At 71.2% G+C, this 23245-nt stretch carries 21 protein-coding genes and 1 tRNA gene; 11 read left to right on the plus strand and 11 right to left on the minus strand.

The window, feature by feature from the left end; genetic code table 11:
* Window positions 1-192: 192 nt before the first annotated feature.
* From IE140_RS23605 to IE140_RS23615, 3 genes are all read left to right on the plus strand, one after another.
* Entirely contained in the window at window positions 193-672 is a 480-nt protein-coding gene (locus IE140_RS23605) for a DUF309 domain-containing protein (protein ID WP_109180934.1), read from the plus strand.
* 87 nt (window positions 673-759) lie between these two features.
* Window positions 760-1167, plus strand: a complete 408-nt coding sequence (locus IE140_RS23610; RefSeq protein ID WP_150198169.1) for a hypothetical protein — start codon at window positions 760-762, stop codon at window positions 1165-1167.
* A gap of 101 nt (window positions 1168-1268) precedes the next feature.
* Window positions 1269-3248 (plus strand): DUF2264 domain-containing protein, encoded by a 1980-nt coding sequence (locus tag IE140_RS23615; RefSeq protein WP_150198171.1) that lies wholly within the window; start codon window positions 1269-1271, stop codon window positions 3246-3248.
* A 35-nt stretch (window positions 3249-3283) separates the two neighbouring features.
* Here IE140_RS23615 and IE140_RS23620 read toward each other — a convergent pair whose 3' ends face one another.
* The 5 genes from IE140_RS23620 to IE140_RS23640 form a co-directional block, all read right to left on the minus strand.
* Window positions 3284-3916 (minus strand): LutC/YkgG family protein, encoded by a 633-nt coding sequence (locus IE140_RS23620; RefSeq protein WP_150198172.1) that lies wholly within the window; start codon window positions 3914-3916, stop codon window positions 3284-3286.
* A complete protein-coding gene (locus tag IE140_RS23625) occupies window positions 3913-5475 on the minus strand; it encodes a lactate utilization protein B (RefSeq protein ID WP_093437393.1) in 1563 nt (520 codons plus the stop codon). The genes IE140_RS23620 and IE140_RS23625 overlap by 4 nt, the downstream gene beginning before the upstream one ends.
* Window positions 5472-6239: a (Fe-S)-binding protein gene (locus tag IE140_RS23630; protein WP_150198173.1), complete on the minus strand. Its 768-nt coding sequence runs from the start codon at window positions 6237-6239 to the stop codon at window positions 5472-5474. Before IE140_RS23630 ends, IE140_RS23625 begins: the two co-directional genes overlap by 4 nt.
* A gap of 154 nt (window positions 6240-6393) precedes the next feature.
* Window positions 6394-7155, minus strand: coding sequence for a FadR/GntR family transcriptional regulator (locus IE140_RS23635; RefSeq protein WP_032762593.1), 762 nt, complete (start codon window positions 7153-7155; stop codon window positions 6394-6396).
* Between the two features lie 164 nt (window positions 7156-7319).
* Window positions 7320-7607, minus strand: a complete 288-nt coding sequence (locus IE140_RS23640; protein ID WP_093437398.1) for a DUF3040 domain-containing protein — start codon at window positions 7605-7607, stop codon at window positions 7320-7322.
* Window positions 7608-7962: 355 nt separating this feature from the next.
* Here IE140_RS23640 and IE140_RS23645 point away from each other — a divergent pair, with 355 nt between their 5' ends.
* The 3 genes from IE140_RS23645 (at window position 7963) to IE140_RS23655 (ending at window position 10653) form a co-directional block, all read left to right on the plus strand.
* Window positions 7963-8925 (plus strand): HAMP domain-containing sensor histidine kinase, encoded by a 963-nt coding sequence (locus IE140_RS23645; RefSeq protein WP_093437402.1) that lies wholly within the window; start codon window positions 7963-7965, stop codon window positions 8923-8925.
* Window positions 8926-8927: 2 nt separating this feature from the next.
* Window positions 8928-9620: a response regulator gene (locus tag IE140_RS23650; RefSeq protein WP_150197705.1), complete on the plus strand. Its 693-nt coding sequence runs from the start codon at window positions 8928-8930 to the stop codon at window positions 9618-9620.
* A gap of 121 nt (window positions 9621-9741) precedes the next feature.
* On the plus strand, window positions 9742-10653 hold the full coding sequence (locus IE140_RS23655; RefSeq protein ID WP_150197710.1) for a DUF2510 domain-containing protein: 912 nt from the start codon (window positions 9742-9744) through the stop codon (window positions 10651-10653).
* A gap of 87 nt (window positions 10654-10740) precedes the next feature.
* Here IE140_RS23655 and IE140_RS23660 read toward each other — a convergent pair whose 3' ends face one another.
* The 3 genes from IE140_RS23660 to IE140_RS23670 all read right to left on the minus strand — a co-directional run bounded on the left by IE140_RS23660 (window position 10741) and on the right by IE140_RS23670 (window position 14163).
* On the minus strand, window positions 10741-12807 hold the full coding sequence (locus IE140_RS23660) for a phosphocholine-specific phospholipase C (RefSeq protein ID WP_150197706.1): 2067 nt from the start codon (window positions 12805-12807) through the stop codon (window positions 10741-10743).
* Between the two features lie 147 nt (window positions 12808-12954).
* The gene (locus IE140_RS23665) at window positions 12955-13461 is read right to left on the minus strand and encodes a GNAT family N-acetyltransferase (RefSeq protein WP_093437410.1); all 507 of its coding nucleotides are present in this window, start codon (window positions 13459-13461) and stop codon (window positions 12955-12957) included.
* Between the two features lie 33 nt (window positions 13462-13494).
* Entirely contained in the window at window positions 13495-14163 is a 669-nt protein-coding gene (locus tag IE140_RS23670; RefSeq protein ID WP_150197707.1) for an alpha/beta hydrolase, read from the minus strand.
* Window positions 14164-14411: 248 nt separating this feature from the next.
* Here IE140_RS23670 and IE140_RS23675 point away from each other — a divergent pair, with 248 nt between their 5' ends.
* Entirely contained in the window at window positions 14412-15593 is a 1182-nt protein-coding gene (locus IE140_RS23675; RefSeq protein WP_150197708.1) for a serine hydrolase domain-containing protein, read from the plus strand.
* Between the two features lie 72 nt (window positions 15594-15665).
* On the opposite strand, the gene IE140_RS23680 is transcribed toward IE140_RS23675, so the two are convergent.
* A complete protein-coding gene (locus IE140_RS23680; RefSeq protein ID WP_167533585.1) occupies window positions 15666-16043 on the minus strand; it encodes a hypothetical protein in 378 nt (125 codons plus the stop codon).
* 170 nt (window positions 16044-16213) lie between these two features.
* Window positions 16214-16287 (minus strand) — tRNA-Pro (locus IE140_RS23685).
* 127 nt (window positions 16288-16414) lie between these two features.
* Here IE140_RS23685 and IE140_RS23690 point away from each other — a divergent pair.
* Window positions 16415-17152 carry a thiamine pyrophosphate-binding protein gene (locus IE140_RS23690; protein ID WP_189460673.1) on the plus strand — a complete coding sequence of 246 codons (738 nt, stop codon included), beginning with the start codon at window positions 16415-16417 and terminating at the stop codon, window positions 17150-17152.
* A gap of 34 nt (window positions 17153-17186) precedes the next feature.
* Entirely contained in the window at window positions 17187-18089 is a 903-nt protein-coding gene (locus IE140_RS23695; RefSeq protein WP_150196311.1) for a transketolase family protein, read from the plus strand.
* A 55-nt stretch (window positions 18090-18144) separates the two neighbouring features.
* On the opposite strand, the gene IE140_RS23700 is transcribed toward IE140_RS23695, so the two are convergent.
* A complete protein-coding gene (locus IE140_RS23700) occupies window positions 18145-18534 on the minus strand; it encodes an MmcQ/YjbR family DNA-binding protein (RefSeq protein WP_150196312.1) in 390 nt (129 codons plus the stop codon).
* 312 nt (window positions 18535-18846) lie between these two features.
* Here IE140_RS23700 and IE140_RS23705 point away from each other — a divergent pair, with 312 nt between their 5' ends.
* Window positions 18847-22347 carry a ThuA domain-containing protein gene (locus IE140_RS23705; RefSeq protein ID WP_150196313.1) on the plus strand — a complete coding sequence of 1167 codons (3501 nt, stop codon included), beginning with the start codon at window positions 18847-18849 and terminating at the stop codon, window positions 22345-22347.
* 167 nt (window positions 22348-22514) lie between these two features.
* Window positions 22515-23243, plus strand: coding sequence for a sugar phosphate isomerase/epimerase family protein (locus IE140_RS23710; protein ID WP_229826899.1), 729 nt, complete (start codon window positions 22515-22517; stop codon window positions 23241-23243).
* The last annotated feature ends 2 nt before the right edge of the window (window positions 23244-23245 follow it).

The raw sequence follows: 23245 nt of genomic DNA on the forward strand, positions 1-23245 counted from the left end.
CTGCTCGCTCTGCAGGACAGGCGTGAAGTGCAACCAGCTACTCGCTCCCATGCCGGCGAACATACCGAGGACCTGGGACAGGAGCCCGAACACAACGGCCAGAAGTGATCGCCCGGACAGCTCCTAGTCGTGCGCGGGTGCTCGCCGACAGTGTTCGCACGATTCCTTGCAGGTGCGGGGCACAATCGAGTAGTGAACGAGACGCGCAGAGACCGTGATGCCGAGGGACGGGCGCGCAATGCGCGCCCCCGTGACGGCCTGGGCCGCCCCCTGCCGTACGGGGCGCCGGGCGTCGAGCGACAGCCGGAGGGGGTCGTCCGGACGCCTCCGGAAACGCTCACGGAGGCGCAGCGGCTGCTGGACGCGGGGATGCCGTTCCATGCGCACGAGGTGTTCGAGGACGCCTGGAAGTCCGGGCCGGAGGACGAACGGGAGCTCTGGCGGGGGCTGGCCCAGCTCGCGGTGGGGCTGACCCATTCCGCGCGGGGCAACACCGCGGGCGGGGCGCGGCTGCTGCGCCGGGGCGCGGGGGCGCTCGCCCCGTTCGCCGGGTCCGGGCCGTACGGGATCGAGGTCGCCGCGCTGTCCGACTGGGCACGGGAGTTGGCGGTCAGGGTGGAGTCGGGGCCGACGGTGGACGCGGCGGCCGAGGCACCGCGCCTGCGGGGGTAGCCCGAAGGCCGGCGCCGGGACCGGGCAGCAGGCGGAAGATCCGGGTCCGCGAACCCGGGGTCCGTACAGCTACTACGATCCGGCTCCATGAGCACTTCTGACCAGGACCAGGACCAGCGCCGGGACGCCGACGTTCCGATAGCCGACAGCGACGCCGACACCGCCGCGGAGGCTGCTGATGCGCAGGCGGCTGATGCGGAGGGCGACGGGCTCGACGCATCGGACGGTCGGAGGGAGGAGAGACTCACTCCGCGTCAGGCCCGGCGCCTGCGGATCGTGCTCTCCGCGCTGGGCATGGCCGCGATGGCCGTCGTACTCGCGCTGCGCATCGCGAGCCGTTCGTCGGTGCTCGTCGTCGGCGTCTACGGGCTCGCGCTCATCCTGTGCGGCGTGATGATCGAGCTGAGCAGGAACGGCCGCACCCGGCTGGCCAGCTGGCTGCTGGGGGCGGGTCTGCTGGCCGCCGTGGGAACGGACTGGCTGCTGCTTCCCTGATCCAGATCGCGACCCTGGCCCCGAACCTGATCGTTTGATCGATTGAGGTCATCTCTGATCGATTCATTGACCCTCCTTGATCGTTCGATCAGGATTCCCGCATGAACGCCTCAGCTGGTGACCTTTTCGGACTCCCTCCGGAAGACCGCACGTCGAGCCCGTACACCGGATACACCCGCGCCCACTGGGAGGCGGCCGCCGACGGTCTGCTGAAGGCCGCCTGGAAGTGGGCCACTCCGGGCGGCGCCCGGCTCGACCTGCCCGGACCGCCGTCGCACTCGGGGGTTCGCTCCGACGGCCTGGAGGGGTACGCGCGTACGTTCCTGGCGGCCGGTTTCCGGGTCGCGGGGGCGGGCGGCAAGGACCCGAACGGTCTGCTGGAGCGGTACGCGGACGGACTCGGCGCCGGGACGCGGACGCCCGGCCGGGAGGACGCGGAGTCCTGGCCGCTGATCCTCGACCACCATGTGCAGGGGCAGCCCATGGTGGAGTCCGCGTCCGTGGCCCTCGGCCTGCGGCTCACCCGGCCCTGGCTCTGGGACCGGCTGGCACCGGACGTACAGGACCGGGCGGAGCAGTGGCTGCGGGGCGCGCTGCGGCATGTTCCGGCGGGCAACAACTGGTACCTCTTCCCGTACACCGTCGCCGGGTTCCTGGAGTCGGTGGGCCGGGGCGACGCGGAGACGGTCCGGGCCCGGGAGCGGGCGTCGGAGCTGCTGGAGCACTGGTACCGGGGCGACGGTTGGTACGCCGACGGGGACGGGCGCGCCTTCGACCACTACAACGGCTGGGCGCTGCACCTGTATCCGCTGTTGGATGCCCATCTGGCGGGCGACGAGAAGGAGTCGGCGCATCACGGGGCGCGGCTGCGCGAGCATCTGGAGAGCTTCTCGCTGATGTTCGGCGGCGACGGGGCCCCGCTGTACTTCGGGCGCTCGCTGACCTACCGTTTCGCGGCGAGCGCGGGGGTGGGTCTGGGCGCGGTCACCGGGCATACGCCGCTCGCCCCGGGGGTCTCCCGGCGGGTGGTCAGCGGGTCGCTGCGGTACTTCCTGGAGCGCGGCGCGGTCGGGAACGACGGGCTGCTGAACCTCGGCTGGCACGGTCCGCACACGGCGACGCTGCAGAGCTATTCCGGTCCCGCGTCCCCCTATTGGGCGTCGAAGGCGTTCGTGGCTCTCCTGGCACCGGCCGAGCATCCTTTGTGGGTGTCGCCGGAGGAGGCGGCTCCGAGCGAGGGCCCCGACCGGGTGCTGTCCGTTCCGGCGGCGGGCCTTCTGGTGCAGTCGACGGGGGCGGACGGCGTGGTGCGGCTGCACAACGACGGCAGCGACCATGTCCGCCCGGACGAGGGCGAGTCGGCGGCCGACGAGGACCCGCACTACGCGCGCCTCGCGTACTCGACCGTGGCCGGGCCGACCTCGGTGGAGAACACGGCGGACAACCATCTGTCGGTGACGGTCGGCGGGGCGCGCAGTGCCCGGAGGCGTATCCGTCCGCTGGGGTCCGGACACGGTGACGGCTGGGGGTGGGCGGCCTCCTGGCATCTGCCGGTGTTCCCGGCGGGCCCGTCCACCGTCCCCGGGCTGCATGTGGAGAGCGTGACCGTGGCGCGGGGCCGCCACGAACTGCGGGTGCACCGGGTGCTGGGCGCGCCGGACGGGGCGCGGGCCGAGCTGACGGGCTGGGCGACCGACCCGGGCGGTCCAGTGCGTTCACTGCTGCGGGGCCTGCACGGGTGGGAAGCGCCCGAGGAGGTACGGGCCCCGCTGGGCACGGCGTTCGCGCGCTGGGCGACCGTGCCCCGGCTCGGCGCCGAGGTGACCGGCACGGCGGTTCTGGTTGCCCTCGCCTCCCTCACCGCCGATCCGGAAGCCGCTCTGCCGGCCGGGGCGTCGGACGAGGTGGTGGGGGACGGAGTGGTGGACGGGGTGGAGGTGGCTGGTGACACGGTCACCGTGCGCTGGGCGGAGGACGGGGCGCGGACGCGTATCGCCTTCGGTCGGGGCACGAGGCCGGTGCCGGTGACGGTCGATCAGGGGGTGCCGGTCGATCACGGGGTGACGGTCAATCACGGCTAGGGACTCCCCCGGTCCCTACGCGTCCCTACGCCTCCCTACGCGTCCGTGCGGATCACCACCACCAGCGTGCGGGGACCGTGGACGCCCTCCACCCGCTCCAGCTCGATGTCGGAGGTGGCGGACGGTCCGCTGATCAGCGTCGTCGGCCGTTCGGGCGCCAGGCGTGCCACGGCCTCGGGCACGCCCGCCTCCACGGTGGAGAGGTCGACGACGCACACGTGCAGATCGGGAACGAGGGACAGCGCCCGGCGGCCCTGGTCGGGCGAACCGTCCAGGAAGATCGTGCCGGTCTCGGCACAGCCGGCGGCCGATGCCGTCACCACCGCGTCCAGGGCGTCGAGTTGTGCGGGCTGGACGTCGGGGTGGTCCTGCCGCACCTCGCCCTCGTACCCGGAGAGCCAGCGCGCGTCCAGTCCGGCCGGCACGCCGATGCGACGCACGCCGAACTCCCGCAGGACCCCGCCGATGACCTCGGCGGTGCGGTCCGCCGTGCAGGGGTGCACCCGTGCCTTGTAGTCGAGGAGCCGGTCGGTGAACAGGGCGAGGCGTTCGGCGTCGGGCAGGGCGCGGCCGGTGCGGTAGTCGCGCGGGGCGACGACGGGGGGCGTCGGGGCCAGCGCGAGGGCGTCGCGGATCCGGCCCAGCACGGTGTCGCGGGCGCTGCTCATGTCGCGTCCTCATCGTCGTGGTCGGTGTTCTGCTCGGTGTTCTGCTCGGTGTTCTGCTCGTCGGCCGCGGCCCGCAGGGCGGCCCGGCCCTCCTCGGAGGCGAACCAGGAGCGGAAGGTCTCCCGGGGCGGGGCCGCGGTGTCGCGGCTGTCGCTCCAGCCGCTGAGCGGTGGGGGCAGCCGTGAGATGGTCCCGTCGCGCCCCGCGACGACCCGGCCGAGCGCGGACGCCTTCTGTGCAGCGGTGTACAGGGCCGGGCGGCGCATCACGGCGGCGGCCGCCTTCATCGCAAGCTTCTCCGGGGTGACGCCGGTCTGTTCGGTGTGCTGGTGGCGCAGTTCCACCAGTAGCGAGGGGATGTCGATCTTGACCGGGCAGGCGTCGAAACAGGCTCCGCAGAGGCTGGAGGCGTACGGCAGGGAGCTGTTGGGGTCGTCCTTCGCCGCGTGCATGCCGGCCAGTTGCGGGGTGAGGACGGCGCCGATGGGGCCGGGGTAGGTCGATCCGTAGGCGTGGCCGCCGGTCCGCTCGTACACCGGGCAGACGTTGAGGCAGGCCGAGCAGCGGATGCAGTTGAGGGCCGTCCGTCCGATCGCGTCGGCGAGGGCGGCGGTGCGTCCGTTGTCGAGGAGGACCAGGTGGAAGTCCTGTGGTCCGTCGCCGGGCGTCACTCCGGTCCACAGGGAGGTGTAGGGGTTCATCCGCTCCCCCGTGGAGGAGCGGGGCAGGAGCTGGAGGAAGACCTCCAGGTCCTGGTAGCGCGGGAGGATCTTCTCGATACCCATGACGGTGATGAGCGTCTCGGGCAGGGTCAGGCACATGCGTCCGTTGCCCTCGGACTCGACGACGGCCAGCGTGCCGGTCTCGGCGATGCCGAAGTTGGCGCCGGAGACGGCGACCTTCGTGGTCAGGAACTTCTCGCGGAGGTAGCTGCGCGCAGCGGCGGCGAGGTGGGCGGGGACGTTGTCCAGGTCCGGGTCGACGCCGGGGATGTGGTCGAGGAAGATCCGCCGGATCTCGTCCCGGTTGCGGTGGATGGCGGGGACCAGGATGTGCGAGGGCTTGTCGTCGGCGAGCTGGACGATGAGTTCGGCGAGGTCGGTCTCGTACGGGGTGATGCCGACGGACTCCAGATGCTCGTTGAGTCCGATCTCCTGGGTCGCCATCGACTTGACCTTGATGACCTCGTCGCTGCCCGTGGCTGTCACGAGGCGGGCGACGATCGCGTTGGCCTCGGCGGCGTCGCGCGCCCAGTGGACGGTGCCGCCGCGCTCGGTGACCTTGCGCTCCAGTTGTTCGAGCAGTTCGGGCAGCCGGTTCATGGCGTCGGTCTTGATGGCGGAGCCGGCGTCGCGCAGGGCTTCCCAGTCGGGGACTTCGCCGGTGACGTTCAGGCGTTTGGCGCGGATGGTGCCGGTGGCGCGGCCGAGGTTGCGGCGGAGCTGGTCGTTGCCCAGTTCGTCGTGGGCGGCGCGGGGGAAGGCCCGGTCGCCGCGGAGGTTGCCGGTGCCGTACGGGGAGCGGGGCGGCGGGGCGGGCATGCCGAGGAACGTGCTCATACGGAGGCCTCCGTCAGGACGTCGGGCGTGGTGCGGGTCGCGGCGAGGATCCGGGCGAGGTGCAGAGTGCGGGTGCCGGACCGGATCCGGGAGAGCCCGCCGCCGATGTGCATCAGACAGGAGGAGTCCCCGGCGGTGCACACCTCGGCCCCGGTGGCCGTGATGCTGTCCGTCTTGTCGTGGAGCATCGCGGTGGACGTCTCGGCGTTCTTGAGCGCGAAGGTGCCGCCGAAGCCGCAGCAGGAGTCGGCGCCGGGCAGCTCGACGAGGTCGATGCCCTCGACCGCGCGCAGGAGTCGGAGCGGTTTGTCACCGACGCGCAGCAGCCGCAGGGAGTGGCAGGTGGGGTGGTACGTCACCCGGTGCGGGAAGTAGGCGCCGACCCCGGTCACGCCGAGGACGTCCACGAGGAGTTCGGAGAGCTCGTACGTCTTCGCGGCGACGGCGTCCACTCCGGCGCAGAGCGCGGCGTCCCCGTAGCGGTCGGCTACGGTCCGGTGCTGGTGCCGGACGGAACCGGCGCACGAGCCCGACGGCATCACGACCGCCTCGATGGAGGGGTCCCCGAACCCGTCCGCGAAGTTGCGTACCAGGGGCACGGGTTCACGCTGGTAGCCGGTATTGATGTGCATCTGCCCGCAACAGGTCTGCCCCGGCGGGAACACGACGTCGTGGCCCAGGCGCGTGAGCAGGATCGCGGTTGCCTTCACCGCGTCGGGGAAGAGCGTGTCTCCCAGACAGGTGGCGAAGAGTCCGATGCGCATGGGGGCCTCCCTGGTCGGATTCAGTTGTGGTTGAGGTTTCTATGGTCGGACCATACTAGGTGCGGGTGGCTGAAGGGAACGTCCGGCGTCGTGTGGCGCGCTGCCGAAGTCGGGCGAAGCGGACGGTTGGTGGGGGCCAGTGGGGCCGACGGGGTCAGCGGGGGCCGTCGGGGCCGTCGGGGCCGTCGGGGCCGTCGGGGCCGTCCACCAACGTCCCGTGCAGCCCTCGGATGTGCCACTCGACCAAATCCGCGGCCTCCGGGCCGCTCCCCTCCCGGACCAGGGTGAGCAGCGTCCGGTGCTCGGCGTTGAGAGCGCGGGCGGTGGCAGGCCAGTCCTCGACGGCTTCCAAGGCACGCAGGATCAGCGGCCGGACGGACTCGCGTACGGCAGAAGTCAGTGTGGACGTCAGAGCGTTGCCGGAGCTGCGGGCGATGAGCACATGGAAGCGGGTGTCCAGATCGTTGAAGGCACTCACGCCGATCCCCGGTTCCGCCATCCCCGCCACCAGCTCAGCCGCCTCGTCGAGGTCCTCGATCGGGGCGTGACAGGCGGCGCCCTCGAAGCTGGACCGCTCAAGGACCACCCGGGCCTCCAGTACGTCGTGGAGGCTGTAGCTGCCGAGGGCGAAGTGCAGGCGGAGCAGTCGGCCCAGGGCGTCGTCGGGGTTGCGTACGATCCGGGCTCCGGCGTCGGGCCCCCGGCCGGGCTGCGCCACCAGGACGCCGACGGTCTCCAGCACCCGCAGCGCCTCGCGCAGGGCGGAGCGGCTGACGCCGAGCACCGGAGCCAGCTCCCGTTCGGGCGGCAGCCGGTCACCGGCCCGGAGCTCGCCCGCGACAACCCGTTCCTCGATGCTGCGGAGCACGAGCTCATGGGTACGCGACTGCTGCACGGGCTGCCATTCGACGGGCATCCGTCACTCCCTGCCTTCGGCCGGATCCGGACATGCAGCCTATGTCACCCGGAACATGTGGTCGGACCACAGAGCCGATGGGAGTTCAGGCCCGCGTCAGCGGGAGCTGAGGACGAGGACGGAGGGCGGCGAGCGACTGGCACGCTATCGCGTAGTGGGGCGCGCTATCGCGTAGTGGGGATGTCCCGCCCGTGCAGGCGCCCGCGCTGCGGGTCGAAGAGGTGGGCGGCCGCTCCGGTCACGACCAGGCCCGTCGCGATCAGGAGACCGTGACCCACGGCGATGCCCATGCCCAGAGCGGCCAGTCCGACGGCGAGCCACAGCCAGGCGTTTCGGCGACGGTACTCGCGCGGGGGGCGCGGGGTCCCTTCGGACATCGCTTCGGCGAACCCGGGATCGTCGTGACGCAGCTGCTCCTCCAGATCGCGCAGCCGCTCGTCGTACGTGGGCATGGTGTCTCCCTCCCGGTACGGAATCCTTTCGGCTCCTCACGGGACCCGGTCCCCGCGGTTCGGCACGGGAAGGGCCCCCGGGCCCTGGACCTCATGGTCGTCGGAGAGGGCAGGTGCGGACCATCAGGGGGAGCACCCATATCCGGGGGTGCGCACCATGCAGACGAGAACGGCGCGGCCCGGGCGGAGGCACACCGGGCCGACGCACGCTCGCCCGGTGGCGCCGCCGGGCAGCGTGCACACCGTGGCCGGGCGATGGCATACGTCCCGGCCGCAGCGGCGATAGTGGAGGCTGTCAGCGCGCCCGTACGACCCGACCCCGTACGCCCCGACCCTTTGAAGGAGCCGTTCGACCTTGTCCCTGTTCTGGCGGATCTTCCTGCTCAACGCCGCCGTGCTGGTCGCGGCCGGCGCCCTGCTGCTGCTCGGACCGATCACCATCTCGACCCCGGTCCTGCTGACCGAGGCCATGATCCTGACCGGCGGCATCGCGTTCATGCTCGCGGCCAACGCGGCCCTGCTCCGGCTCGGCCTCTTCCCGCTCCAACGGGTCACCCGTGCGATGACGACCACCGATCTGCTGCGCCCGAGCCCGCGCCCCGAGGTCGCGGGGCACGGTGAGATCGCCGCGCTGATCGAGACGTTCAACACGATGCTGGACCGGCTGGAGGCCGAGCGCGCCACCAGCAGTGCCCGTGCGCTCTCCGCCCAGGAGGCCGAGCGCCGCCGCGTGGCGCAGGAGCTGCACGACGAGGTCGGGCAGACGCTGACCGCCGTACTGCTGGAGCTGAAGCGGGTCGCGGACCATGCTCCGGAGCCGCTCCGCGGGGAGTTGCGGCAGGTACAGGAGATCACCCGGGGGTCGCTCGACGAGATCCGCCGGATCGCGCGTCGGCTGCGGCCGGGCGTTCTGGAGGAGCTGGGCCTGGTGAGCGCGTTGACGGCGCTGATCACCGAGACCCCGACACCGGACGGGCTGACGATCCGCCGCCGGATGGAGAAGGACCTGCCGGAGCTGGGTGCGGAGGCCGAGCTGGTCGTCTACCGGATCGCACAGGAAGCCCTCACGAACACGGTCCGGCATGCCGGAGCCACACACCTCGAACTCTCACTGCGGCGCAGTCCGGGCGGGGTCCAGCTGCTCATCCGCGACGACGGCCGCGGTCTCGGTGACACCCCCGAGGGGGCCGGTCTGCGCGGTATGCGCGAACGCGCCCTGCTGATCGGCGCCGAGGTCTCCCTCGGTCCCGGACCGCAGGGCGGCACCGAAGTACGTCTCGATGTGCCCGTCCCGAACGGAAGCAACGGAAGCAAGTGACCATGCCCACCTCACCGTCCATCGCCACGCCTGCCAGGGGCGCGGCCGCCCCGACCCGCATCCTGCTGGCGGACGACCACGCCCTCGTACGGCGCGGAGTCCGGCTGATCCTCGACGGCGAACCGGACCTGACGGTCGTCGCCGAGGCCGGCGACGGGGCCGAGGCCATCGAGATGGCCCGCGGCGAACAGCCCGACCTGGTCATCCTGGACATCGCGATGCCCCGTCTCACCGGCCTCCAGGCGGCGCGCGAACTGTCCCGGGTCATGCCGGGCGTGCGCATCCTGATGCTCACGATGTACGACAACGAGCAGTACTTCTTCGAGGCGTTGAAGGCGGGGGCAGCCGGGTACGTCCTCAAGTCGGTCGCGGACCGGGACCTGGTGGAGGCCTGCCGGGCGGCGATGCGCGACGAGCCGTTCCTCTATCCCGGCGCCGTGACGGCTCTCATCCGCAACTTCCTCGACCGGGCGAAGGACGGCGAGGACCTGCCGGCGCGGGCCATCACGGAGCGCGAGGAGGAGATCCTCAAGCTGGTCGCCGAGGGCCACTCGTCGAAGGAGATCGCCGAGCTGCTCGTCATCAGCGTCAAGACGGTGGAGCGGCACCGCGCCAACCTGCTCCAGAAGCTCGGCCTCAGGGACCGCCTGGAGCTCACCCGCTACGCGATCAGGGCCGGACTGATCGAGCCCTGACCGGGCCGCCGCGCGGGCGTGCGGTACGCGTACGGGTAAGCGCAGGTGGGCCCCGGGCGAGCGCACCCGGTCGGTTCATGTGATTCTCACCCGATCCGCATATGGTTCCCCCGTGACCCAGATGACCCCGCCCGGTTGGCATCCAGACCCCGGGCACTCAGGCAAAGGCCCCGCTCAGGAACGCTGGTGGGACGGAGCGCAATGGACCGGCCATGTCCGCGCGTCGCCCGGCGCGGCACGCCGTCGCGGGATCCGCATCGGCGTCGGCGTGACGGTCGGCGTGGTGGTGTTCGCCGCCATCGGAGGCGGCGTGTACCTGCTGGGCGAGGAACGTGGCGGCGGCCGGCCGGACACCGCGGCCTCCTCGCCGTCCGCCGCCCCCGAACTGCCCGGCGCGCCGGACGGCGGCGACAAGGACGGCGGCCGGGGCGGCGGGGGGAACGACGGAGGGAACGGCGAAGGCCAGGGCCCGGAGCAGCAGCTCCCGCCGACCGAGCCGGGCTTCGCCACGGACCTGGCCGCCGGGATCAGCATGCCCGTGCCCAAGGGGTGGAAGGGAACGTCCGGAGCGGTCGGCGCCGGACTGACGACCGGCGAGCACGCGTGCCCCGGCGACACCGCCGAGACCTGTGTGCGCGGCGGCGTGTTCTCCGCCCCGGCGGCCGCCATGAAGCTCAGCGCGGGGACTCCGGAGGAGGCGGCGAAGAAGGACATCACCGTCAACGCCACGGAGTCCTACGGCGGCAAGAGCTACGGGAGGATCACCTCGCACGAGGAGCTGAAGTCCGAGGCCGTCACGGTGGCGGGCGGCAAGGGGTATGTCGTGCGCTGGAAGGTGGTGACGGAGAAGGGCGACGACGGTTACGTGGAATCGCTCGTGTTCCCCTCCCCCGTCACCAAGAACATGCTCGTCGTGGTCCGGTCCGGGTTCGACATCAACAAGGACGCGCCGAAGCTGTCCGTCCTGGACGAGATCACGGGCGGGATCAAGGCCGCGTCCGTCGGCGGTGGAGGGACCGGCGGCGAGGTCTGATCCGGACACCGCACCGCCCCGCACCGGGCGGAACGGACGACGGCGGGGCCCGGACCGGAAACGGTCCGGGCCCCGCCGTTCCCGTTCTCAGCCGGTGATCGTGGCGGGGTCGCTGACCCCGGCGGCCCCGGTCTCGACATGACCGGCGAAGCGGCGCAGGAAGACGGGGTCGCCCTGGGCCGTGACGGACACGTCGTACCAGCGTTTGCCCGCCCGCAGGTCGATCGTGCGCGACACCGTGGCACCGGCCCGGACGGTGATCGTCTGTTCCGCTCCCCCGTAGGCGGCGGCGTTGGCCAGCGTCAGCCGGACCTCGGTGTCGCCGGGGTTGGTGAGGGTCAGGTCGAGGTTGCCGCTCCCGTCGTTGTGCCGGGCGGTGACCTCGGGGCCAGCGGTCGAACCCGGGCTCCTGAACGTACGGAGGAAGCCGCCCGGACCGTGGACGGTGAGGTCGTGGGTGCCGCCGGAGTACGCGGAGTTCCAGGCGTCCGTGATCGTCCTGCCCGCCTCGGCGGTGTACGTCCACGGGGCGTCGGTGCGGTTGCCGGAGGTGACGTAGAACTGCGCACCGGCCGCCGTCCCCGGGCTGAAGGTGAGCGCGATCTTTCCGGTTCCCGTGTCGACGGCGCTGTCGACGTACGGCGCGTACGGCAGCGGCCGGGTGGGGCGGCTGCCCGGCTCCTGCTTCGGCATCGAGCCGACCGCGGGCGGGGTGGGCCGGTAGTCCGGGTGCCGTTCGCGGTCCGGCGGCTCGTAGGCGGCGGTGTCCGGCAGGTCGCCGGGGGCGGGCTCGGTGCGGGCGAAGTCGAAGGCGGAGGTCAGATCGCCGCAGACGGCACGCCGCCACGGTGAGATGTTCGGCTCGCGCACCCCGAAGCGCTGCTCCATGAAGCGGAGCACCGAGGTGTGGTCGAAGGTCTCGGAGCAGACGTATCCGCCGGTGCTCCAGGGCGAGACGACCAGCATCGGGACGCGCGGCCCTAGCCCGTAGACGCCGGGGCCGTACGAGGAACCGCCCGGGTACACCTCGGTGGAGGTGTCGGCCGTGGACAGGCCCTGGTTCGCTGAGGTCGGCGGGTAGGGCGGCACGACGTGGTCGAAGAAGCCGTCGTTCTCGTCGTAGGTGATGAACAGGGCGGTACGGCTCCACACCTCGGGGTCGGACGTCAGGGCGTCCAGGAGGCGGGCGATGTACCAGGCACCGTAGTTGGAGGGGAAGTTGGAGTGCTCGGTGAAGGCCTCCGGGGCGGCGACCCAGGAGATCTGCGGCAGCTTCCCGTTCTTGACGTCGGCGGCGATCCCGTCGAAGTAGTCGTCGCCGTCGGCCACGTTCGTCCCCGTACGCGCCTTGTCGTACAGCGGGTTCCCGGGCTGGGCGTTGCGGTACTCGTTGAAGTAGAGGAGCGAGTTGTCGCCGTAGTTGCCCCGGTAGGCGTCGTCGATCCAGCCCCAGCCGCCGGGGCCGTCCAGGCCGTCGCCGATGTCCTGGTAGATCTTCCAGGAGATCCCGGCCTCCTCCAGCCGCTCGGGGTACGTGGTCCAGCCGTAGCCCCGCTCCTCGTTGCCGAGGACGGGCCCGCCGCCGGTGCCGTCGTTGCCCGTGTGACCGGACCAGAGGTAGTAGCGGTTGGGGTCGGTGGCCCCGATGAACGAGCAGTGGTAGGCGTCGCAGACGGTGAAGCGGTCGGCCAGCGCGTAGTGGAAGGGGATGTCGTCCCGGGTCAGATAGGCCATGGTCGTCGGCGTCTTGGCCGGGATCCAACGGTCGTAACGCCCGTCGTTGTACGCCTGGTGGCCGCCCGCCCAGTCGTGGTTGAGGCCCTGGAGGAACTGCATCCCCAGGTCGTCGGCGGTCGGGTGGAACGGCAGGGTCTCCTTGCCCGCCGCATCGGCCTGGTGCCAGACGGACTTCCCGCTCGGCAGCGTCACGGGCCGCGGGTCGCCGAACCCCCGGACGCCTTTCAGCGCGCCGAAGTAGTGGTCGAAGGAACGGTTCTCCTGCATCAGGACGACGATGTGCTCGACATCCTTGATCGTCCCGGAGGCACGGTGGGCGGGGATGGCGGCAGCACGGTCGATGCTGCTTGACAGTGCGGCGAATCCCGCCGTCGCACCGGCTATCTGGAAGAAGCGGCGCCGATTCATATCTGCCATGAGTGAGGGGCCTCTTGGAGTGTGGGGAACGGATGGACGCGTGGGGAACCGAAGCGAACAGGATGCTCCAAGAGAATCGAACAGAACGGAAGGGGCCGTGACGCATCGGTTAACGCCGGCGGTACGCGCGGCACGTGCGGCGTCGGCTCACGACAACGTACGTGTGAGCCACGCCACTTCGCCGTTCTCTTCCATGGAGACGCGATCCCGATGGAATCCGAGCTTCTCCAGCACCCGGAGCGAAGGGGTGTTCCAGGTACCGACGGTCGACCAGAGCCGCGTGCGCCCGGTCGACGCGGCGGCTTCGAGTACGGCGCCGGCCGCCTCGGTGGCGTAACCGCGCCCGTGCGTATGCCGGAACAGCTCGTACGCGATCTCGGGCTCCTCCAGGGTCGTGCGGCCGACGATCAGTCCGCAGTAGCCGATGAAGTCGCCCTCCTCGCGGCGCTGGATGGGGAGCAGCGCGATGCCCGTGGTCTCCGTCGCGGCGAGGAACTCCGCGATGGACGTCCGGATGCGCTCCACCGGGGGCTTCCCGTTGCCGCGTTCGGCGAGGAGGTCACAGAACGCGGCGGCGTCGGACTCGGCCCACGGCCGGAGTATCAGGCGCTCCGTCTCCAGGTGGAACGGCATGGTCGCGTATGTGGTGGACATGGCTCCCACTCTGGCCCACGGACTCGTCGCGGACTACGGCCGGTACCCCGGTACCAGCCGTTCCCGCAGGAACTCCACGAGGAGTTCGGGCTGCCCGACGAACGGGGAATGGCCGGTCTCCCACTCACGCACCTCGGTGCAGCGTGAGGCCATCGTCCGTTGCAGGGCGGGGTCGATGGCCCGGTCCTGCCCGCAGACGACGTACGTGGAGGGAGTGTCCTTCCAGCTGTGGTGCGCCGGAACTCCTCTGCCGCAGCCGGGTGCCTGGGGGCGGAGCAGGCCGACCGCACGGGCGGTGAGGGGTTGGGGGCAGTCGTGGTAGAGGACGTCGGCGGCCCGGTCGGGACGCAGGCTGGTCGATCCGTCGGGCTCGGGCCTGATCGCGTCCCGCAGTCGGGCGGACGCTCCGCCCAGAGCGGCCGCGCTCTCCCCGGCGTCCAGGGCGAAGGCCGCCAGATAGACCAGATGCCGCGCCCCGCGCACTCCGGTGATCACGGATCCCCCGTAGGAGTGCCCGAGCAGCAGCGGGGGTTCATCCAGCGAGTCGACGACGGCCTGGACCGCCTCCGTGTCGGCCGCCAGCGAGCCTCGGTGGAGTTCGGGGGCGACGGCTCCGGCCCCCGAGGACCGCAGGCGTTGCGCCACCGCCTCGAAGTGCTCGGGGCGGTGGTAGAGACCGTGGACGAGCACGACGGTCGGCAATTGCTCCGCCTCCTCGGGCCGGATTCCGGCTGGTGATCATAAGCGTCGGGCACGCACGGCCGGAGATCGAGGCGTCTCCCGCCAGGCAGACCGCGCTCGCCTGCCCGGCGGGCGGGCCACCGCGGTGTCCTCAGGTGCACCTGCGCGGTGGGGCTCGCACCAGCCGGAATCCGGGGGTCGGCGCTACTGATCCCACCTGCGGTCCCCGGCAGGATTTCCCGTGCCGGTCCGTATATCAGGGAGTGTTGATGACACCGAGGACGACGACGTCGAAGCTGCGCAAGTGCCTGTCGGTCATAGCGGCGGCAGGCCTGGTGGGATCCGCCACCACCGTCGCCGCCGTGGCCGATCCTCCCGAGGACACGCCAGGGCGTGGGAGCAAGGACAGGGCCCTTCAGAGGAGCCTCGACGCATTGGTGAGCGAGGACGAGTTCCCCGCCGCCTTCGCGTGGGTCCGCAAGGACGGCCGGACCTCCTCGTTCGTCTCCGGGTCCGCGCGGCTCGGCGGACAGGTTCCGGTCCCGCACGACGGCTACGTACGGGCAGGCAGCAACACCAAGACGTTCACCGCGGTCGTGGTCCTGCAACTGGTGGCCGAGGGCAGGGTCGCGCTGGACGAGCCCATCGAGACGCACCTCCCCGGAGTGGTGCGGGGCGAGGGCATCGACGGCAGGAAGATCACCGTGCGGCAGTTGCTGCAGCACACCAGCGGCCTTCCCAACTACACCGAGCACATCGGCCTGGAGGACTTCGCGAGGATCCAGCACAAGTTCTTCCATCCGCATGATCTGCTCACCGCGGCCCTGGCCCACCCGGCGGAATTCGCACCGGGCGCCAAGTGGCAGTACAGCAACACCAACTATCTGCTCGCGGGAATGCTGATCGAGAAGGTCACCGAACGGCCCGTACAGGAGCAGATCACCGAGCGCGTGATCCGGAAGGCGGGGCTGCGCCACACCTCCTGGCCGCAGCCCGGCGACCGGACCGTCCCCGAGCCCCACGCCCGCGGCTACGCGCTCAGCAGCCAGGAGAACGGCAAGGTCGTCGACGCCACCCGGATGGACCCCTCCTGGGGCGGAGCGGCCGGCCAGCTGATCTCCACGCCGAGCGACCTCGCCAAGTTCACGCGCCTGCTCCTCGACGGAAAGCTCCTCGCACCCGGGCAACTGGCCGAGATGCGCAAGACGGTCAACGCCCCGATCATGCCCGGGTGGCGCTACGGTCTCGGCGTCCTCCGCATCCCGCTGAGCTGCGGCGGCGCGTACTGGGGGCACGGCGGCGACATCGACGGCTACGAAACCCGGGGCGGCGCCACCGACGACGGCCGCTCCGTAGGCCTGGCGGTCACCGCACTCCCCGGAACCTTCAGCGACGCGGAGAGGAGCGCAAAGGCAGTCATGGCCGCGACGGACACCGCGTTCTGCAACTGAACCGCCTGCGCGGACACTTGGTCCGACCCGCGATGGCAGGAACTCAGCATGGACACCGCTCTGCGCCGGCCTTCAGGGCGTGTCCGGAACGCCCGTCCCATCCGATCCGGTCCGGCCGCGGCGGGCGCGCACGGCGCGGGTGAGGCGTGCGATGCCATGGCCGAGCAGCCAGGGCAGCACCGTCAGGCCCCCGACGTATCCGAGAACGTAGTGGACGACGTCGCGTGTGTGGCCGGGCCGGCCCCAGCTGTCGGTGGGGAAGGTCACCAGGATCGCGGAGACCGCCACGGGCAGCAGCGGCAGCAGCAACGACCACAGCCGCGGCCATCGACCGGGCCGCAGCGCGCACCACACTCCCATGCCTGCCATGACGAGCGGCCCGAAGGGGATCCACAGGAACACCGGGACGAGCAGCAGCACCCACCACTCGTCCCCGTAACCGAACATCATCGGCACGCCCCCCTGATCCCCGCCCCACAGGCTCACCCCAGTATCCCCGCCGGCGAACCGCCCCGGTCGGCACCGCCACGAACTCCGACTGGTCCCCGACCGTCCCCAAAATGATCAAGGGCCGGTTTCGGATTGCTCCGAAACCGGCCCTGATCTACGACTGTCTCCAGTCGGGACGACAGGATTTGAACCTGCGACCCCTTGACCCCCAGTCAAGTGCGCTACCAAGCTGCGCCACGTCCCGCTGCCCGTCTGACCTGGGGTTTCCCCTGGCCGAACGCGCATGAGAACAATACCGCACTCCGGCAGGTGGTCACCAACACCATTCCCCTCTTGACCTCAACCATGGTTGATGTTGAACGCTCGGGGCCATGACGCACACGACTGCCGCACCGGCCCCCGGCCGCCAGGCCGCACCCACCCCCGCACCCTCGCCCGACTTCCGGGATCTCCCCCGCCTCATCGCCCTGATGACCGGCGCGGAGAAGCACGCCCCCGCCGCCCACTCCACGCTCGACGCCCTGTGGGTCCTCTACGACCGGGTGCTCCGGGTCACACCGGACTCGGTCGACGATCCCGGGCGCGACCGCTTCCTGCTGTCCAAGGGGCACGGGCCGATGGCCTACTACGCCGTCCTCGCCGCGCGCGGCTTCTTCGACAAGGCTCTGCTGCCCGGCTTCGGGTCGTACGACTCGCCGCTCGGCCACCACCCGGACCGGCTGCTGGTGCCGGGGGCGGAGATCGGCAGCGGGTCGCTGGGGCACGGGCTGCCGCTCGCGGTCGGGACGGTGCTGGGGCTGCGCGCCCAGGGCCTCACCGACCCCCGGGTCTGGGTCCTGATCGGCGACGCGGAGCTGGACGAGGGCAGCAACCACGAGGCCATCGCCCACGCGGGTCCTGCCGGGCTCGAACAGCTCCACACCCTCGTGATCGACAACGCGTCCGCCACCCACGGCTGGCCCGGCGGGATCGCTTCCCGCTTCGCGTCCGCCGGATGGGACGCGGTGACCGTGGACGGCCGCGACCACGAAGCCCTGCACCAGGCGTTCACCACGTCCCACCCGGGCAAGCCGCTGGCCGTCGTCGCCCGCGTCGAACCCAAGAACTGACCGCAGCAGACCGAGAACCCGGGAGGGACCCTTCATGGACACCATGCGTGACCGATTCATCAGCACCACCTCGCGACTCCTGGACGAGGAACCACGGCTGGCCGTCGTCCTCGCCGACATCAGCGCCGACGGCTTCGCCCCGGCCCGCCGCACCCACCCGGACCGGGTGATCAACGTCGGCATCCGGGAACAGCTGCTGGTCGGAGCCGGTGCCGGCATGGCGCTGACAGGGATGCGACCCATCGTGCACACCTTCGCCAGCTTCCTGGTCGAGCGCCCGTTCGAGCAGGTCAAGCTCGATTTCGGGCACCAGGACGTCGGCGGCATCCTGGTGAGCGCCGCCGGCTCGTACGACTGGCCGGCCGGGGGCTTCACCCATATGGCACCCGGCGATGTCGCGCTCCTCGACACGCTGGAGGGCTGGACGGTGCACGTGCCGGGCCATCCGGACGAGGCCGAGGCCCTGCTGCGGGAGGCGGTCGGCGGCGACGACCGGGTGTACGTACGGCTCTCGCTCCAGGAGAACCGGCAGGCGCGGCCGGTCGGCGGCGGTTCCGGGTTCTCCGTGGCGCGTGAGGGGAAGCGCGGGACCGTGATCGCCGTCGGCCCGATGCTCGACAACGTCCTCGCCGCCACCGAGGGGCTGGACGTCACCGTGCTGTACGCGACGACGGTGCGGCCCTTCGACGCGGCGGGGGTGCGGCGGGCCGCCGGTGCGGCCACGAACGCGGACGTGGTGATCGTGGAGCCGTACCTCGCGGGCACGTCCTCCGCCGCCGCGGGGGAAGCGCTCATGGATCTGCCCCATCGGGTGCTCGGGCTGGGCGTGGGCCGGGCCGAGCTGCGGCGTTACGGGCAGATGGAGGAGCACCTCGCGGCCCACGGGCTGGACCCGCAGGGCCTGAGGGAACGGATCAGCGGATTCCTGCTCCCCTGACCGGCGACTGCCACCGGGGGAAAACCGTGACGGCCTGCCGCCGCGATCGGCCGCCTCACTCCCCCGGCACGTCCGGCTCCGGAGCAGCCACCTCCGGATGCGCCGCCGCCAGTCGGCGCGGGGCGACCTGCCGCCAGGAGTCGGCGAGGATGGCGGTCAGCTCGCCCCTGTCCTCCAGCGCCGCCAGCCGGACGCGCATCCACGCGTAGTGGTCGTCGTGACCCTCACGGATGAAGAACTTCTCCGGCTCGGCGGCGATCAGCTCGGCACGGTCCTCCCGGGGGCACTTCACGCCCATCGACGCCTCGTCGTCGCCGAGCGAGGCGAAGATCTTGCCCGCCACCCGGAAGGTGGGCTGCCCCCAGGCGAGCTTCTCGGTGGTGTCGGGCAGGGAGAGCGCGGCCGAGCGGACGTCGGCGGCGGTGATCGTGGCGTCGGCGGGCATTCCGGCCTCCGTTTCGAGGGCCCGGCGGTGCGCTGCCGGGATTCGACCGTAACGCCCGGCACCGAGATCCACCCGCGACCGGCCCCGCATCCAGCACCCCACGACCGTGACACCGCACACCGCGCCCGCGCCCCGCGACCGTGCCCCCGCAGCCCCACGTCCGTAACTCCACTGCCCCGCGCCTCGCCCGGCGCCGTGGGCCCTGCAGACCCATTGACCGCGTCGGAGGGCTGAACCTACTCTGAACGGCGTACTCCAGAAAGCGCTTTCTATTGACCCCACCGTCGGCTTCTACCGCACAGGGAGCGCCCCATGAGACGCCGTTCGTTACGCCGGGCCGGCCGCGTCGGCCGATCCCCCGGCGGCCCCTCCCCCCTCATCGCCGTCACCTCCCTCCTGGCGCTGGTCCTCGCCCTGCTGGTCGCGTCGCCGACCGGCGCGCAGGCGGCCGACGCGTACCGGGTGCTCGTCTACTCCGAGGTCACCAACTCCGACCATCCCTCGATCCCGGCGGGCGTCGCGGCCATCGAGAAGCTCGGAGCCGAGCACGGCTTCGCGGTGGAGGCCACCGCGGACTCCTCGGTCTTCAACGACACCGACCTCGGCCGCTTCCAGGCGGTCGTCTTCAACAACACCAACTCCACACCGGAGACAGGTGACTTGCTGAACGCCGAGCAGCGGTCCGCGCTCCAGCGGTACATCCGGGCGGGCGGCGGCTGGGTCGGGCTGCACTCCGCGTCCGCCAGTGAGCGGGACTGGGAGTGGTACGAGGGCCTGGTCGGTGCGATCTTCGACAAGCACCCCGCCCCGCAGACCGGCCGGATCAAGGTCCTCGACCACGCGCACCCCTCGACCCAGCACCTTCCCGACCTCTGGGAGCGTCAGGAGGAGTGGTACAACTGGCGCACCAACCCCACGTCCAAGGTGCACACCCTCGCCCAGATCAAGGTGCGCGACGGCATCGACGGGCTCGACGAGGGCGTCGACCACCCGTTCTCCTGGTGCCAGAACTACGACGGCGGCCGGTCCTGGTTCACGGCGGGCGGGCATGACAAGGCAGCCTTCGAGGAGGAGGCGTTCGTCCAGCACCTGCTCGGCGGCATCCAGTGGGCGGCCGGAGCGGCGGAGGGCGACTGCACCGCGACGCGCACCGGTTCGTTCCAGCGGACCCCGCTGGCCACGAGCGATCTGGCGGACCCGTTCGAGCTGGCCGTCGCCCCCGACCGCCGGGTGTTCTTCGCCCAGCGGACCGGGAAGCTGAAGGTGATCGACCAGGAGACGATGAAGGTCTCCACCGCCCTGGACTTCGCGTACACCCCGGAGATGACCAGTCAGTCGGACGGTCTGCTGGGCCTGACGCTCGATCCCGGCTTCGCGGAGAACAACTGGCTGTACCTGCTCTACTCCGACAAGGTCGAGAAGCGGCTGAACCTGTCCCGTTTCACCGCTGACGGCAACACCGTCGACCCGTCCTCCGAGAAGCGGCTGCTGACCGTGCCGACGCTGCGCGGCGAGGGTCGGGCCAACTCACACATGGCCGGTTCGCTCGCCTTCGACAAGGAAGGCAACCTGTACGCGGCGACCGGCGACAACACCGACCCGTTCGCCTCGGACGGCTTCACGCCCATCGACGAGGGCGAGGGCCGCCGCGCCTGGGACGCGCAGATGACCGCGGGCAACACCAACGACCTGCGGGGCAAGATCCTGCGGATCACGCCGAAGGACGACGGGACGTACTCCGTCCCCGAGGGGAATCTCTTCGCCCCGGGTACGGAGAAGACACGGCCCGAGATCTACGCGATGGGCATGCGCAACCCGTTCCGGATCACCACCGATCCGATCAGCGGGGCCCTCATGGTCGCGGACTACGGCCCCGACGCCCGCGAGGCAAAGGCGGACCGGGGGCCGGAGGGCACCGTCGAGTACACCCGTATCACGGAGGCGGGCAACTTCGGCTGGCCGTACTGCATCGGCGACAACACCCCGTTCAACGACTACGACTTCGCGACGAAGACGTCCGGCCCGAAGTTCGACTGCGGGGCGCTGGTCAACGACTCGCCCAACAACACCGGCCTGCGGGAGCTGCCGCCCGCCCAGCCCGCCACGGTCTGGTACGCCTACTCCGCATCGGCCGAGTTCCCCGAGGTGGGCACCGGGGGCGGCGGTCCGATGGGCGGTCCGGTCTACGACTACGACCCGGACAACACCTACCGCACCAAGTTCCCCGAGTACTTCGAGGGGAAGGCGTTCAACTACGAGCTGACCCGCCGCTGGTTCAAGACGTTCTCCTACCAGGGCGAGGACCAGACCTTCACCGATCCCCGGTTCGACCCGGTGAAGGCGGGCGATCTCCAGTCGATCAACGGCATCTTCGAGGACATGGAGTGGAACCAGCCCTTCGACGCGGACTTCGGTCCCGACGGGGCGCTGTACGTCATCGACTTCGGCCTCGGCAGCGGTACCGGCCGGGGCGGCAGCAACGAGGGCGCGGGCATCTACCGGATCGACCACGTCGGCGACGGCCGGCTGCCCGACGCCAAGATCTCCGTCGACCGCGACAGCGGACCGGACCCGCTGACCGTGAGGTTCTCCAGCGAGGGTTCGGGCCTGCCCGACGATCAACCGGTCAGCTATGCCTGGGACTTCGACGGCGACGGCACCACGGACTCGACCGAGGCCGACCCCTCGCACACGTACACCGCGAAGGGGCTGCACACCGCGCGGCTCACCGTCACCGGTCCCGACGAGCTGACGGCGCTCGCGGTGCAGGACATCACCGTGGGCAACACACGGCCCGAGGTGACGATCCAACAGCCGCCGGAAGGTGGGATGTTCAGCTTCGGGGACACGATCCCCTTCACGGTGAAGGTGACCGACGCGGAGGACGACGAAGCCGGGCCGATCGACTGCTCGCGGGTCGTGGTGCAGTCGCAGCTCGGCCATGACACGCATCTGCATCCGCTGGACAACTACACCGGCTGCACCGGGGAGATCGTCACGGACGCCGGGGACAGCCACGGTCCGGGGCAGAACCTCTACTACGGGATCACCGCCCAGTACGAGGACAAGGGCGCGCCGGGCGCCCCGGCGTTGACCGGCTCCACCTCGCTGACGCTGCGCACCTCCTTCCGCGAGGCCGAGCACCGCACCGCTACCGGCGGCGCCAACGGCGGTGCGGACATCGGGAGCCGGGCCGACGCATCGGGCGGGAAGCGGCTGCTCGAGATCGAGGACGGCGACTGGGTCAGCTTCGACCCGGTGAACCTCAAGAACGTCGACTCGGTGACGGTCGGCGCGTCGTCCGGCGGGCTCGGCGGCACGGTGGAGTTCCGTGCCGGCTCGCCCACCGGTGAGCTGCTGGGATCGGTGGAGATCCCGAACACGGGCGGCTACGACAGACTGATCTCCCCGACGACGGAGCTGGCGGACCCGGGCGGCTCGACCACGCTGTACGCGGTCTTCACCAACCCGGACTGGGGTCCCGGCAAGGCCGATCTGCTCTCGGTCGACTGGCTGCACTTCAACGGCCCGGGCGTGGAGAAGGAGGGCGGCACGACGGTGGCGCTGAAGGCCGGACCCGCGTCCGGCACCGCTCCGCTCGCCGTGTCGCTGAGCAGCACGGTCGAGCCCGCCGAGGGCCGCACGATCGCCTCGTACCACTGGGACTTCGGCGACAACGTGAAGCCGTCCGGCGCCGAGGGGCCGACGGCGACGCACACCTACGACCGCGAGGGCGCCTACACGGCGCATCTGACGGTCACCGACAACAAGGGCGACACGACCACCGGCGCCGTCCGCATCGACGTGAAGTGAATCGACGCGAATTGAGGAGTCCCGTGGGAGCACAGCACGCGAACGGAGCCCGAAGAGCCTTTCTCGGTACGGCGTTGGGGGCGGTGGCCGCCGTCGGTCTCGGCGCGGCCCCGGCCGCCGCGACGGCCCGGCGGGGCTGCCGGCGGATCCCGCCGTCGGGGATCGGCATGCACCTGTACACCATGCGGACGCCGCTCGCGGCGGACTTCGCGGGGACGCTGGAGCGGTTGGCGGAGATCGGGTACGCAACGGTCGGCGTCAGAGGCCGGCACGGCAACTCCCCTGCCGCGATCCGGCGGATGCTGGACCGCACCCGGCTCAAGGCGGTGCTGGAGCATGTCGGCTACGACATCGTGACCGGCTCCGGTCTTCCGCAGGCTCTGGAGGACGTCCACACGCTCGGCGGCCAGTGGATCGTGGTGCCGAGCCTGCCCGGTTCGCTGCACTCGCCGGACGGATACCGGGAGGTGGCACGGCAGTTCAACCGGGCAGGTCTCGCGGCCCGGGAGTCCGGGCTGAAGCTGCTCTACCACAATCACGGCAGCGACCATGAGGTGGTGGACGGCGTCAGTCTCTACGACATCCTGCTCAACGAGACCGATCCGGAGCTGGTCGGCTTCGAACTGGACCTGTACTGGGCGGCCGACGGCGGCTCGGCCGATCCGGGCGAACTGTTCGTCCGCCACCGGGGGCGCTTCCCCGCCCTCCATGTGAAGGACATGGCGCCGAACGGGGACTTCGCGGACGTCGGTTCGGGGATCCTGGACTTCCCGGCGATGTTCGACACCGCTCGGCAGGGCGGGGTGAGGCAGTGGCTGGTGGAGCACGACGCCCCGGCCGATCCGTTCGCCTCGGCGCGGGCCAGCTACCGGTACCTGTCCCGGCTGCGCTACTGAGC

Source organism: Streptomyces parvus (assembly GCF_014648875.1).
Classification (GTDB): domain Bacteria; phylum Actinomycetota; class Actinomycetes; order Streptomycetales; family Streptomycetaceae; genus Streptomyces; species Streptomyces parvus.

Excerpts from the sequence above, each read along its gene's own strand:
- IE140_RS23610 (WP_150198169.1), top strand. The coding sequence starts at position 760 with ATGAGCACTTCTGACCAGGACCAGGACCAGCGCCGGGACGCCGACGTT.
- IE140_RS23615 (WP_150198171.1), top strand. The coding sequence starts at position 1,269 with ATGAACGCCTCAGCTGGTGACCTTTTCGGACTCCCTCCGGAAGACCGC.
- IE140_RS23620 (WP_150198172.1), bottom strand. The coding sequence starts at position 3,916 with ATGAGCAGCGCCCGCGACACCGTGCTGGGCCGGATCCGCGACGCCCTC.
- IE140_RS23625 (WP_093437393.1), bottom strand. The coding sequence starts at position 5,475 with ATGAGCACGTTCCTCGGCATGCCCGCCCCGCCGCCCCGCTCCCCGTAC.
- IE140_RS23630 (WP_150198173.1), bottom strand. The coding sequence starts at position 6,239 with ATGCGCATCGGACTCTTCGCCACCTGTCTGGGAGACACGCTCTTCCCC.
- IE140_RS23635 (WP_032762593.1), bottom strand. The coding sequence starts at position 7,155 with ATGCCCGTCGAATGGCAGCCCGTGCAGCAGTCGCGTACCCATGAGCTC.
- IE140_RS23640 (WP_093437398.1), bottom strand. The coding sequence starts at position 7,607 with ATGCCCACGTACGACGAGCGGCTGCGCGATCTGGAGGAGCAGCTGCGT.
- IE140_RS23650 (WP_150197705.1), top strand. The coding sequence starts at position 8,928 with ATGCCCACCTCACCGTCCATCGCCACGCCTGCCAGGGGCGCGGCCGCC.
- IE140_RS23655 (WP_150197710.1), top strand. The coding sequence starts at position 9,742 with ATGACCCCGCCCGGTTGGCATCCAGACCCCGGGCACTCAGGCAAAGGC.
- IE140_RS23660 (WP_150197706.1), bottom strand. The coding sequence starts at position 12,807 with ATGGCAGATATGAATCGGCGCCGCTTCTTCCAGATAGCCGGTGCGACG.
- IE140_RS23665 (WP_093437410.1), bottom strand. The coding sequence starts at position 13,461 with ATGTCCACCACATACGCGACCATGCCGTTCCACCTGGAGACGGAGCGC.
- IE140_RS23675 (WP_150197708.1), top strand. The coding sequence starts at position 14,412 with ATGACACCGAGGACGACGACGTCGAAGCTGCGCAAGTGCCTGTCGGTC.
- IE140_RS23680 (WP_167533585.1), bottom strand. The coding sequence starts at position 16,043 with ATGATGTTCGGTTACGGGGACGAGTGGTGGGTGCTGCTGCTCGTCCCG.
- IE140_RS23690 (WP_189460673.1), top strand. The coding sequence starts at position 16,415 with ATGACGCACACGACTGCCGCACCGGCCCCCGGCCGCCAGGCCGCACCC.
- IE140_RS23695 (WP_150196311.1), top strand. The coding sequence starts at position 17,187 with ATGGACACCATGCGTGACCGATTCATCAGCACCACCTCGCGACTCCTG.
- IE140_RS23700 (WP_150196312.1), bottom strand. The coding sequence starts at position 18,534 with ATGCCCGCCGACGCCACGATCACCGCCGCCGACGTCCGCTCGGCCGCG.
- IE140_RS23705 (WP_150196313.1), top strand. The coding sequence starts at position 18,847 with ATGAGACGCCGTTCGTTACGCCGGGCCGGCCGCGTCGGCCGATCCCCC.
- IE140_RS23710 (WP_229826899.1), top strand. The coding sequence starts at position 22,515 with ATGCACCTGTACACCATGCGGACGCCGCTCGCGGCGGACTTCGCGGGG.